Genomic DNA, 12734 nt, shown 5'->3' on the forward strand with positions numbered 1-12734 from the left:
TTAGACGGCTCCCTCCCGATCGTGTCCGGGAGGGAGCCTGTTCCCAATTATTCTTTGATCGACAGCCAGCGCGTGCGGTGGATGTCCTGGATGTTGTCGACGAAGCCCTGGACCTTCGGGGCGACGATGTTCTGGGAAACGTAGTAGTAGATCGGGATAGCCGCGCTGTCGTCGAGGGCGAGCTGCTCAGCCTTCTTGTAGATTTCGGCGCGCTTCTTGAGATCGGTTTCTTCATTGCCCTGCTTGATCAGAGCATCATAGTCCTTGTTGCTCCAGCGGCCGTAGTTCATTTCGACGCCGGTGGACAGCAGGTTCAGGAAGTTGATCGGGTCGTTATAGTCGGCGAGCCAGCCGGCACGGCCGATCTGCACCTCGCCACGCTGCATTTCATCGTAATGCACCTTGGTTTCGGTGTTGTAGAGCTCGATATCGACGCCGAGCGGCTTCCACATGGCGGCAATCGCAACGGCAATGCGCTTGTGGTTGTCGTTGGTATTATAGCGCAGCTGAGCCTTCAACGGATGGTCAGGGCCGAAGCCTGCTTCCTTCAGAAGCTTCTTTGCTTCTTCGACCTTCTGCTTGTAGGGCTCATCCTTCCAGCTGACATAGGCCGGCTCGCCGTAATTGGCGGTACCAGGCGGTACCCAGGAATAGGACGGCAGTTCGCCGGTGCCGAGAATCTTCGGCCCGATGACTTCGCGATTGACGGCCATGGAGAGAGCCTGGCGAACGCGCTTGTCGTTGAATGGCGGCTTGGTGGAATTCAGGACGTAGTAGTAGGTGCCAAGGAACGGCACCACATGCGCCTGGCCGGGCAGGTTCTTCTGGATCCAGTCATACTGATCGGCCGGGAACGACGTAAGAATGTCGAATTCGCCGGCGCGATAACGTTTCAGGGCAGCGGCCTGGTCTTCCAGCGTATAGTAGTTGACCTTGTCGATCTTGATGTCCTTGGCGTCGTAATATTGGTCACTCTTGACCATGCTGACATGCGAGCCAGGCACCCACTCCACTGGCTTGTAGGGACCGTTGGTGACGATATTGCCGATCTTGACCCACTCATCGCCCTTGGCTTCCACGACATGCTTCGGCAGCGGATAGGCCGTATAGTGCATCAGAGCATTGAGGAAGTAGGGGGTGGGGTTCTCAAGCGTGATTTCGAGGGTCTTGTCGTCGATCGCCTTGACGCCGAGCTGGGTCGGATCCTTGATCTCGCCCTTGTTGATCTTTTCCGCGTTCAGGATCGTGTACTGCAGATAGGCGTATTGAGCCGCGGTCTTCGGGTCCATCAGACGTTGGAAGGCGAAGACGAAGTCCTGAGCCGTCACCGGTTGTCCATCGGACCACTTGATGCCGTCACGCAGCTTGAAGGTATAGACCTTCTGGTCGGGCGAAATCGTCCAGCTTGCAGCCTGGCCTGGAATTGGGTTGTCCTTGGGGTCCTCGGTCACCAGCCCTTCGAAGATATCGCCGTCGATGCGGTTCTCCCAATCGCCGGAAATTTTTTGCGGATCGAGCGAAGTCGGGTCGCCGCCGTTGTGGATATTGAGGGTCGCGGCATGCGCCGAAACGCTCAATATCGTGCTGACGAAAGCCGCAGCGATAAATTTTCGGGTGATATGCGCCATATGTTTTCCCACCTTTCTGGAGTTATTGTCCTTGTTTTACAAGGGTATTCTTGATCCCGCAGGTAACCTTCACGTACAGGTCAATGCGCGAAATTATCGAAAGCGACGTCGCTTTCAAGTTAAAAAAAGTCGGGCATGCTTAGCATGTGAACTTTCATATTCACAAATCTCTAAAATTGATACAGCGAATTTATCCGCCCGATGGTTGAGTTTCTCAGGCAGCCGATTTGCAGCTTGCCGCCTGCGCCCGACTGTGCAAACTGGTAGGCCTTGTGCGATATCGAGGCGGTTTGATGAAATCGACGAATAAAGCGGCGGGAGCCGATTGGTGGCGCGGGGCAGTGATCTATCAGGTCTATCCGCGGTCGTTTCAGGACACGGATGCCAACGGGCTCGGAGATATCAAGGGGATCACCCGGCGCCTGCCTCACATTGCCGCACTCGGGGTCGACGCAATCTGGCTGGCGCCGTTCTTTACCTCGCCGATGGCCGATATGGGCTATGACGTCGCCGATTACTGCGATGTTGATCCGATCTTCGGCACGCTTGCCGATTTCGACGAGATGATGGCGGCAGCACATGAGCTCGGCCTCAAAGTCATCATCGACCAGGTCATCTCGCACACCTCCGACCGGCATCCCTGGTTTGTTGAAAGCCGCGCAAGCCGCGACAATCCTAAGGCGGATTGGTATGTCTGGGCCGATCCGAAACCGGATGGAACGGCGCCGAACAACTGGCTGTCGATCTTCGGCGGCCCCGGCTGGGAATGGGATGGCGTGCGCCGGCAATATTACCAGCACAACTTCCTGACATCGCAGCCGGATTTGAACTTCCACAATCCGGACGTTCAGGATGCGGTATTGGCGGCCGTCAAATTCTGGCTTGATCGCGGCGTCGATGGTTTCCGCCTGGATACGGTCAACTACTATTTCTGCGACAAGAAGCTTCGCGACAATCCGCCGGCGCTCGTCGCGACCGGCGGGCTCGACGCGCCCGAAACCAACCCCTATGGGATGCAGAACCATCTTTACGACAAGACGCAGCCTGAAAATATCGGCTTCCTGAAGCGGTTGCGTGCATTGCTCGATCAATACGAAAACCGCACGACAGTCGGCGAAGTCGGTGACGGCGTGCGCTCGCTGGAGACGGTTGCGGCCTATACCAGCGGCGGCGACAAGCTGCACATGTGCTACACGTTCGATCTTTTAGGCCCCGATTTTACGCCGGCGCATTTCCGGCGCTGCGTCAGCGATTTCCAGGATAATGTCGTTGATGGCTGGGTCTGCTGGGCCTTTTCCAACCATGACGTTCAGCGACATGTCAGCCGCTTCGCCAAAACGGAAGAAGAGCAGCCGCGCGTTGCGAAGCTCGCAATCTCTCTGCTCTCGGCGTTACGCGGCTCCATTTGCCTGTATCAAGGGGAAGAGCTCGGCCTGCCTGAGGCAGAGCTTGCCTTCGAGGATCTGCGCGATCCCTACGGCATTCGCTTCTGGCCGGCCTTCAAGGGGCGTGACGGATGCCGTACGCCCATGCCCTGGGAAGCGAGCCGCGCCCATGCCGGCTTTACGACCGCCGACAAATCCTGGCTGCCGGTTCCCTATCAGCATGCGGCGCTTGCCGTCGACAAGCAGGAGACGGACGCGGATTCGGTGCTGCATCATTATCAGCGCACGCTGGCCTTCCGTGCCGAACATGCCGCCCTGCGTGACGGCGACATGATCTTTCTTGATACAAAAGAGGACGTTCTCGCCTTCACGCGCTCCAAGGGTGAGGAGACGCTGCTGTTTGTCTTCAATCTCTCCCGCAAGCCTGTGAAGGTTGCCTTGCCGGAGGATATCAAGCTTGGCAAGACGATCGCCATGCCGGGGTTTGACACGGCGGATGCCGGGACAACGCTAACGCTTGCTGCTCTGGATGTTTATTGCGGGTATGTGACGTGATTTAGCGTAAGAGCTTGTCATATTCGGTGTGAGAGCCGATCCAGAACCAGACAAGGGCGTCGCCGTCAGCGACAGCAAGAGCCCGCCAGGACATCCCGACCCGCGCGGACCAGAAGCGGCCTACTTGTTTAAAATGAAGCGAAGGATGCCTTGGGTTCGATTTGAGAAGCTCGAAATTTCGGTCGGCGAGTTCTCGCACATGTTTTGGCAGCTTTTCATATGCCTCCCAAAACGGCTGAGTGGCGTGATGCTTCAAAATGCCCGCGTCTTTCCCACACGAAAATCGGCGAGGGCTTTGTCTGCCAATCTATCCAGTTTACCGGCGCCTATATCAGCTTCGATTTGCCGATCCCACCGGCTTGCCTGCAGAGCTTCGAACCATTCGGCGAATGCCTTGAAGTCTTCCGGCTCCAGTTCGCTGACATTTTTCTCAATCTGCTCAAGCTTTGTCACGATTGTTCTTTCCATGACCAAACGGTTTGATGTCGTGGAACAAAGATAACAATAGGCTTTTATCAATTGAAGTCCCAAGCTTGAATTATTTGTCCGCTGACACCTTCGCAATGCAAGCTATGTTCCTTACGAGGGACGAGCCTGATCAGCCGATCAGCATGAATTTGTCGACATCGACCAGGCCTTTATCCGATATCTTAAGATGCGGGATCACGGGCAGGGGCAGGAACGCAAGCTGCAGGAAGGGCTCTTCCAGGGTCGCGCCAAGGGCGTAGGCCGCCTGGCGCAGGTGGTGCAGCGTGTCGCGCACGCTTTCATAAGGCTCGAGGCTCATCAGGCCAGCGACAGGCAGGGCGATTTCACCGGTCACGACGCCGTCCTCGACGACGACGAAACCGCCATTGATGTCGCTCAAGCGATTGGCGGCGAGCGCCATGTCATCCTCGCTGACGCCGACGACGCAGATATTGTGGCTGTCATGGCCGACGGTCGAGGCGATCGCGCCTTTCTTCAAGCCAAAGCCTTGGACGAAGCCGTTGGCATGGTTGCCGTTCTTGCCGTGCCGCTCGATGACGGCGACCTTGATGATATCGTTGCCGAGGTCGATATCGGTCTGGTTGCCCTTGGCCGGCAGGCGATAGCGGCGATGTTGGGTGATGATCTTGCCAGGCGTCACGCCAATGACGGAGCTTTCGCCCTCCGTCACCGGCACGCCAAAATCGGCTGCGTTGATCGGGCGGGCCTTGACACTGTCGAGGCCGACCGGCTCGACCGAACCGCGGGTCGCGAAGAGTTCGGCGGTGACACGGCGGCCTGCGGAGAAGACGATCTCGGCCTTGCAGCTTTCCAGGCTGTCGACGACGACGAGATCGGCGCGCCATCCGGGTGCCACGAGACCGCGATCACGCAGACCGAAGGCACGGGCTGCCGAGATCGAGGCGGCGCGGTAGATCGCCAGTGGCTCGACGCCATGGGCGATCGCCGTGCGGATCATGTAATCGAGATGGCCCTGTTCGGCGATATCGAGCGGGTTACGGTCATCGGTGCAGAGCGCCAGATGAGGCGACAGGCGTTCGGTGATAACAGGCATCAACGCGTGCAGATCCTTGGAAACGGAGCCTTCGCGCACCAGCACATGCATGCCCTTGCGGATCTTCTCCAGCGCCTCTTCGGCGGTTGTCGATTCATGCTCTGTGCGAATACCAGCCGCGAGATAGCCGTTGAGGTCATTACCGCGCAAAAGCGGCGCGTGGCCATCAATATGACCGCCCTGGAAGGCTTCGAGTTTCGCCATGCAGACGGGGTCCTTGTGGACCACGCCGGGAAAATTCATGAATTCGGCAAGGCCAATCACCTGCGGGTGATTGCGGAAGGGCAAGAGCTTCTCGATCGGCAGATCGGCGCCCGAGGTTTCCAGATGCGTTGCCGGCACGCAGGACGAGAGCTGGACGCGGATATCCATGATGGTTTCCAGCGAACAGTCGAGGAAGTAACGTATGCCTTCGGTGCCGAGCACGTTGGCGATTTCATGCGGATCGCAGATGGCGGTGGTCACGCCATAGGGCAGCACGCAGCGATCGAATTCGAGCGGGGTTACCAGCGAGGATTCGATGTGAAGATGCGTGTCGATGAAGCCCGGTACAACGACGCGGCCGGCAATATCGATCTCTTCGCGCCCCTGATACTCGCCGCAGGTGCCGACGATGCGATCGCCGCAGATGGCGATATCCGAAGCGACCAGCTCGCCCGTCACCAGATCGAAGAACCGGCCGTTCTTCAACACGATATCGGCGGGTTCCCGGCCGACGCCCTGGTCGATATAGCGTTCGAGTTTGGTGGTCATTTCGTCCCTCGCATATGGATCGCCCCTCATGCCGGCTCTCTTGCTCATACAAGAGGAGGCGTGAGGGGCGGAGATTATTTGAGATTATGCCTTAGATATTATTCTGCAAGATCTCGCGGAGCTTGCCGAACAGCTCGTCGATGTGATGCTTTTCGATGATCAGCGGCGGCGATAGTGCGATGATGTCGCCGGTGGTGCGGATGAGGAGGCCCTTTTCATAGGCCTTGAGGAAAGCGGTGAAGGCGCGCTTGGTGGGCTCGCCGGCGATCGGATCGAGCTCGATGGCGCCGATCAGGCCGGTGTTTCTGATATCGATGACGTTCGGGCAGTCCTTCAGGGAATGCAGGGCATCGGCCCAGTAGTCTGAAAGTTCTGCTGCGCGCGTGAGAAGGCCTTCTTCCTTATAGGTGTCGAGCGTTGCCAACGCCGCGGCAGAGGCGATCGGATTGCCGGAATAGGTATAGCCGTGGAAGAACTCGATCATATGCTCGGGTCCCTGCATGAAGGCGTCATGGATCTCCGAGGTGACGAAGACTGCACCCATTGGAATGACGCCGTTGGTCAGGCCTTTGGCGGTCGTGATGATATCCGGCTTCACATCATAATATTGAGCGGCAAAGGGCGCACCGAGGCGGCCGAAGCCGGTGATGACCTCGTCGAAGATCAGCAGGATACCGTGCTTGGTGCAGATGTCGCGCAGCTTCTGCAGATAGCCCTTCGGCGGGATGAGCACGCCGGTGGAGCCGGCAATCGGCTCGACAATGACAGCAGCGATTGTCGAGGCGTCGTGCAGCGTGACGATGCGCTCAAGCTCGGTGGCGATATCGCCGCCATGCTCTGGCTCGCCGCGCGTGAAGGCGTTCTTGCCAGGAATATGCGTGTGCGGCATATGATCGACGCCGGTCAGCAGCGTGCCGAACATTTTGCGGTTGGTGACGATGCCGCCCACGGAAATGCCGCCGAAATTGACGCCGTGATAGCCACGCTCGCGGCCGATGAGGCGGAAGCGCGAGCCATTACCCTTCACGCGATGATAGGCAAGCGCGACCTTGAGCGCGGTTTCGACCGATTCCGAACCGGAATTGGTATAAAGAACGTGGTCCATACCCTCGGGTGCAATATCGACCAGCCTGTTCGCCAGCTCGAAGGCCTTGGGGTGGCCGAGCTGGAAGGCCGGGGCATAGTCGAGCTCGCCTGCCTGCTGGCGGATCGCCTCGGTGATCTTGGGGCGGCAGTGTCCCGCGTTCACGCACCACAGACCCGCAGTTCCGTCCAGTACCTGCCGACCGTCATGGGTGGTGTAGTACATATCCTTGGCGCTGACGAAGAGGCGCGGTTCCTTCTTGAATTGGCGGTTGGCCGTAAACGGCATCCAGAAGGCGCGCAAATCGTTGGGGGTGGCATTCAAACGGTCCGACATGCTGTTCTCCAATGGCCATTCGGGGGCCTGTTACCCGACCGCGGCGCCGCGCCGCGCGATTATATTTACTGCTTGGTCAAATTATCAGCCGGCCTATTTGCGTCAAGGCAAAGATGGGGTCGGGAAAGGAGGCTGGTGTACGGCACGAATTGGATCGCGGCAGGTCGGCGGTGCCGGGCGCGGAATTGTCTGCAGACGTGATGCGAGCTCGTCCAGACATGAAAAAACTGGCAAATCTGAAGATTTGCCAGTTAAAGCAGTAAAACACCTGGTGATGAAAGCAAGTCGATCTTTCAGGGTCTAAAGTGTTCCCCGGAGATCGTCTGTCGACAGGCCTTGAGCTATTGCAAGCTCTTAAGCAGCCGATCTACTTTTTTCCGGCTCGCAATAAATGTCTTCCAGCGTTTCAAGAACACGGATCACGGATTCTGATGTGCTGGAGTAGTAAATCGTTTGAGCATCGCGTCGCGTCTTGACCAGCTTCTGAGCGCGAAGCTTCGAAAGATGCTGAGAAAGTGCTGATTGGCTCAGTCCGACCTGATTGGCAAGAACGCCAACAGGAACTTCACCCTTAACGAGACTGCAAAGGATCAAAAGACGCTTTGGGTTCGCCATTGCTGATAATAATGCTGCCGCAACATTAGAATGTTCGGCCAAATCTCTTGTCTTCATCTGTTAATCTTCCCAATGCGGAGCGTACATCAGAAACTGTGCTATTTCCAAGCCGGTCCAAACCGATATCTAACAATACCAAGAGGGGTCGAAGATTGTATATACCTAAATTTAAGGTATCGAGTATGCTGTTTTAGGTATGTACGTATGATGCCTCAGCGATAATGCTGAGGTCTCCAGCGTCCCATCCAGGGGCTAAATTAAACCAAAATAGGTCGATTTTTATCGTTTCGGAGCCGCAAACATGCCAATTTTGGTCACTGCGGATTTGCAACCTGAGAATATTGGCTGGTTCTACGTCAGGCTGTCCACCTACTAATTCTCGCACTATTGTATGATTTTATTGCCGTCGGATTTTGTTTTCGGTTTAAAGCATCATCAGGTCTTTTGAGGACAAGATGTAAGCCCTTCCAAAGCCGCCGTTCAGGCTGGCATCGAGCGGAACGAGGCGGAAGAAGCAGAAATCCGGAAAGTCGATATAGAGCTTGGATTTCGGGTGGCGATCGAGAAAAAGTGCTCGGATGCGATCGTGTGCCTGGCTTTGCCGATCGATGCGCTCCGCGCTGCAGCGCAAGGTCAGGCGGGGATGGGCGAGAGGGTCGCCCTTGCCGGGCTCGCCAAAGAGCGCCGAAGCGCGGCTGTCCCTCATCAGAGCCTTGGTATGTGAGGAGAGGCCGGAGACCAGGATGACCGGAGCGCCATCGGCATCCATGGCGATCAGGACGCGGCTGACGAAGGGAAAGCCGGTTTCGGGGTCGATGACGGCCAAGGCTGCATGTGCGGCTTTGTGCATGAGGTCGCGCGCCTGACTGCGCGCATCCTCATCCGTTTCCCTGATCACCGATGGTTTGTCATTCATTAACGGCTCCATGAATTGAGGAGCAGTCGCGAACGACTACTCCTTTCGCCGGTGGCTGGTGAGACCCGACACAACGTCTTGCGCCGAGATCGTTCCAATAATCGTGCCATTGTCAACAACGCCGATATTGCCTGGCTGGCGTGTCAGGGCGTCAAGGATATCGATGAGCGGTGTCGCGGCGGTTGCCGTGGCGGTGACGGAACCGGCATTGGCCGAATGTCCGACGCCCTGTTGCATGACGTCCCGTGCCGTCAGCATGCTGATCGGATTCATGTGCTGCACGAAGTCGGCCACATATTGGTCGGCTGGGTTCTTGACGATCTCCTGTGGCGTTCCGCACTGGATGATGTGGCCGCTTTCCATGATGGCGATGCGGTTGCCGATGCGGAATGCCTCGTCCAGATCGTGGCTGACGAAGAGGATCGTCCGCTTCAGGCGGCGCTGGAACTCCAGAAGCTCGTCCTGCAGGCGGGTGCGGATCAGCGGATCCAGCGCCGAGAATGGCTCGTCCATCAGCAGGATCGGCGCGCCGGTTGCAAAGGCACGGGCGAGACCAACGCGCTGCTGCATGCCGCCGGACAGTTCATTGACCTTGCGATTGGCCCATTGCGTCAGGTTGACGAGCTGGAGCTGTTCGTCGACGCGCTTCTTGCGTTCGGCGTCCGGAACGCCGGCAAGCTCGAGCCCGAAGCCGACATTGTCGGCCACCGTTCGCCAGGGCAGAAGCGCGAACTGCTGGAAGACCATGGAGACGGTGTGCATGCGCAGGTTGCGCAGGGCTTTTGGGCTGCAGGAGTAGGGGCTGACGGCGCCGTTCTTGGTGTTGACGGAGACCTCGCCGCGCACTACCGGCGCCAGGCCGTTGACGGCGCGCAGCAGCGTCGATTTGCCGGAGCCGGACAGGCCCATCAGCACGAGGATTTCACCCTCTTCGATTTGCAGCGAGGCATTGGCGACTCCGAGCACCATGCCCGTCGACTTGCCGATGTCGTCGCGCGACTTGCCTTCATCGACAAGTTTCAGCGCGGCATCGGGACGATCGCCGAAGATGATGCTGACATTTTTGAAATCAACGGCGACGGTCATGAGCGGTCTCCTTCGCCGGGCGCGCGGAACATACGGTCGAGAATGATCGCCAGGATGACGATGCAGGCGCCGGAATCGAAGCTCTTGGCGACGTTGACGCTATTCAGCGCGCGCAGAACCGGCACGCCGAGACCGGGGGCGCCGACGAGGGCAGCGATCGAAACCATCGAGAGCGACAGCATGATAGTCTGTGTCAGGCCGGCCATGATCTGCGGCGTGGCAAAGGGAAGCTCGACCTTGCGCAGAACCTGGCGTGGCGTCGCGCCGAAGGATTCGGCCGCTTCCACCAGCGAAGGGGGGGTGGAAATGATGCCAAGGCGCGTCATGCGGATCGGTGCGGGAAGAGCAAAGACGACGGTGGCGACCAGACCGGGGACCATGCCGAGACCGAGCAGGATCATGGCCGGCACCAGATACACGAAGGTCGGGATGGTCTGCATCAGATCGAGGATCGGCCGCATGATGGCGTAGAGCCAGGGACGTCGGGCAGCCGCGATACCGAGGGGGACGCCGACCAGCATACAGACGAAGGTGGAAGCCAGCACCAGCGCCAGCGTCTCGGTCGTCTCTTTCCAGTAACCCTGGTTGATGGTGATCAGCAGGCCGATCAGGGTGAGGACCGTGATCGTGACGCTCCGGCGCATCCAGTAGGCGATTGCCGTGAAGACAACGACGACGATCAGCGGATGCGGTGCCTGCAAGACGAACAACAGTCCGTTGATTCCATGCGCGACAACGAAGGAAAGGCCGTCGAAGAACCATGTGACATTGCTCGTCAGCCAGTCGACGACGGCTTTGGCCCATGGCCCGATGGGGATGCGGTAATCGGTTAACCAGTTCACGTCTTTGCCCATGATTGGGGGCGGCGTTTCCGATTGTAACGTATGAAGCCGGAGGTGCCGCCGAAGAATAACGGTCTGTCACGCCACATGCCCTTCTCGGGTCGTGGCGGGACGCGAAAGCAAGCAGTCCGTTCAAGGAAGAGAAAGGGGCGGTTTGGCCGCCCCTCCATCCATCCTCGTATTACAGGCCGAGCTTGGCCTTGACCGCCGCTAGGCCGTCACCGCCGTCCTTGGTGGTGACGCCGGCAAGCCACGGCGTGATTGCTGCGGGGTTGGCCTTCAGCCATTCCGTCGCTGCGACTTCCGGATCCTTGCCGTCATTCAGGATCTTGCCCATGATTTCGTTTTCCATCGGCAGCGAGAAGACGAGATTTTTAACGAAAGTGCCGACATTCGGGCATTCCTGCAAGTAGCCGGCCCGGACGTTGGTATAGACGGTCGCACCACCGAAATTCGGTCCGAACACGTCGTCACCGCCGGTGAGATAGGTCATTTTGTAGGTGGTGTTCATCGGATGCGGGGCCCAGCCGAGGAAGATGATCGGCTTGCCTTCCTTGTCGGCGCGGGAGACCTGAGCGAGCATGCCCTGCTCGGAGGATTCGACCACTTCGAAGCCCTTGAGGCCGAAGGTGTTCTTGTCGACCATGTCGATCACCAGCCGGTTGCCGTCATTGCCCGGCTCGATGCCGTAGATCTTGCCGTCAAGCTCATCCTTGTGGGCGGCGATGTCTTTGAAGTCCTTGATGCCTAGATCCGCGCCCTTTTGATTGGTCGCCAGCGTGTACTTGGCGCCTTCCAGATTGGCGCGCACGGTTTCGACCGATTTGTCCGCAGCGAAGGGTTTGATGTTCTCGGCCATGGAGGGCATCCAGTTGCCGAGGAAGACATCGATGTCCTTGTTCTTCAGCGACTGGTAGGTCACCGGCACGGCGAGCACCTTGACGTCGGTGTCGTAGCCAAGAGCCTTCAGGAGGATGGAGGCGGTGGCCGTCGTGGAAGTAATGTCGGTCCAGCCTACATCGGCGAAATGTACGGTGCTACAGCTTGCCGGCTCGGCTGCGGAAGCCGCGGTGGCGCCCAATGTCAGTGCGGAGAGAGTTGAGGCGAAAGCGAATGCAGTAAGGGTCATTTTTATCATTGCGTGACTCCCAGTCTAACGTTCCCAAGCAACCATCAATAACTGACATTTTCAAGCGACCACAGTGTATTTGCGGCGGTTTGAGGGGGCTGAATGCGACGCCCGTCTTTTTCTGTCCGCCTGTGACCAAGGCTTTTGCGCCCTAAGCGAAGCACGCCTGAATCCTGTGGTTTTCGCCGCGACCATCTTTCCTTATCGTCCTGCAGCACCCATGAAGCATTCAAGGAGAATGTCATGGCCAAGCTCTACTTCCATTATTCGACGATGAATGCCGGCAAATCGACGATGCTGCTGCAGGCTGCCTATAATTATCAGGAGCGCGGCATGCGCACCGCAGCCTTCATCGCAGCCCTCGACGATCGCGCCGGCCGCGGCACGATCGCCTCGCGCATCGGACTGACGATGGATGCTTTGCCGTTCGAAACGAGCGACGATCTCTATGCGATGGTCGATGAAATGCATGCAAGCGAGCCGCTTGCCTGCGTCTTCGTCGATGAGGCGCAATTTCTGACGCGCGAGCAGGTCTGGCAGCTTGCCCATATCGTCGACCGCCTCGGCCTTCCGGTCATGACTTACGGGCTGCGCACGGATTTCCACGGACGCTTGTTTCCGGGGTCACAGGAACTGCTTACCATCGCCGACGAATTGCGTGAGGTGCGCACCATTTGCCATTGTGGGCGCAAGGCGACGATGGTCGTGCGCCTGGATGCCGCCGGCAAGGTCGTTCACGAAGGGGCACAGATCGAGATCGGCGGCAGCGACAAATATGTCTCGCTCTGTCGTCGTCATTGGGAAGAGGCGATCACCTGCGAGTGAAGCGCCGCCCGCGGGCTTTCAGTAGCGTTGCGGACTT

Annotated in this window: 11 protein-coding genes and 1 pseudogene; 2 read left to right on the forward strand and 10 right to left on the reverse strand. The window is 58.2% G+C overall.

What is annotated here, in order from left to right:
• Positions 1-47 precede the first annotated feature (47 nt).
• A complete protein-coding gene (locus FBZ97_RS03060; RefSeq protein ID WP_069612723.1) occupies positions 48-1628 on the reverse strand; it encodes a peptide ABC transporter substrate-binding protein in 1581 nt (526 codons plus the stop codon).
• Between the two features lie 293 nt (positions 1629-1921).
• Here FBZ97_RS03060 and FBZ97_RS03065 point away from each other — a divergent pair, with 293 nt between their 5' ends.
• A complete protein-coding gene (locus FBZ97_RS03065) occupies positions 1922-3568 on the forward strand; it encodes an alpha-glucosidase family protein (protein WP_145316464.1) in 1647 nt (548 codons plus the stop codon).
• 1 nt (position 3569) lies between these two features.
• Here the strand turns inward: FBZ97_RS03065 and FBZ97_RS34655 are convergent, their stop codons facing one another.
• The 9 genes and pseudogenes from FBZ97_RS34655 to FBZ97_RS03110 form a co-directional block, all read right to left on the reverse strand.
• Positions 3570-3824, reverse strand: a complete 255-nt coding sequence (locus FBZ97_RS34655; protein WP_145316466.1) for a hypothetical protein — start codon at positions 3822-3824, stop codon at positions 3570-3572.
• The gene (locus FBZ97_RS03075; protein WP_069612720.1) at positions 3821-4021 is read right to left on the reverse strand and encodes a hypothetical protein; all 201 of its coding nucleotides are present in this window, start codon (positions 4019-4021) and stop codon (positions 3821-3823) included. The genes FBZ97_RS34655 and FBZ97_RS03075 overlap by 4 nt, the downstream gene beginning before the upstream one ends.
• A gap of 145 nt (positions 4022-4166) precedes the next feature.
• A complete protein-coding gene (gene ade, locus FBZ97_RS03080; protein WP_145316468.1) occupies positions 4167-5864 on the reverse strand; it encodes an adenine deaminase in 1698 nt (565 codons plus the stop codon).
• Between the two features lie 91 nt (positions 5865-5955).
• Positions 5956-7284 (reverse strand): aspartate aminotransferase family protein, encoded by a 1329-nt coding sequence (locus FBZ97_RS03085; RefSeq protein WP_113332192.1) that lies wholly within the window; start codon positions 7282-7284, stop codon positions 5956-5958.
• Positions 7285-7638: 354 nt separating this feature from the next.
• A complete protein-coding gene (locus tag FBZ97_RS03090) occupies positions 7639-7956 on the reverse strand; it encodes a metalloregulator ArsR/SmtB family transcription factor (RefSeq protein WP_015340680.1) in 318 nt (105 codons plus the stop codon).
• 373 nt (positions 7957-8329) lie between these two features.
• Positions 8330-8815 (reverse strand): annotated as a pseudogene (locus FBZ97_RS03095) (pyridoxamine 5'-phosphate oxidase family protein); the annotation flags it as partial.
• Positions 8816-8851: 36 nt separating this feature from the next.
• Complete coding sequence (gene choV, locus FBZ97_RS03100; protein ID WP_145316472.1) at positions 8852-9901, reverse strand: choline ABC transporter ATP-binding protein; 1050 nt, start codon at positions 9899-9901, stop codon at positions 8852-8854.
• Positions 9898-10755, reverse strand: coding sequence for a choline ABC transporter permease subunit (gene choW, locus FBZ97_RS03105; RefSeq protein ID WP_069612714.1), 858 nt, complete (start codon positions 10753-10755; stop codon positions 9898-9900). Before choW ends, choV begins: the two co-directional genes overlap by 4 nt.
• A gap of 169 nt (positions 10756-10924) precedes the next feature.
• Positions 10925-11881, reverse strand: a complete 957-nt coding sequence (locus FBZ97_RS03110; protein ID WP_145316474.1) for a choline ABC transporter substrate-binding protein — start codon at positions 11879-11881, stop codon at positions 10925-10927.
• A gap of 234 nt (positions 11882-12115) precedes the next feature.
• Here FBZ97_RS03110 and FBZ97_RS03115 point away from each other — a divergent pair, with 234 nt between their 5' ends.
• Entirely contained in the window at positions 12116-12697 is a 582-nt protein-coding gene (locus FBZ97_RS03115) for a thymidine kinase (RefSeq protein ID WP_075851140.1), read from the forward strand.
• Positions 12698-12734: the final 37 nt, after the last annotated feature.

Origin of the sequence: Rhizobium sp. ERR 942 (genome assembly GCF_007828395.1) — a bacterium.
GTDB classification, from domain to species: Bacteria; Pseudomonadota; Alphaproteobacteria; order Rhizobiales; family Rhizobiaceae; genus Rhizobium; species Rhizobium dioscoreae.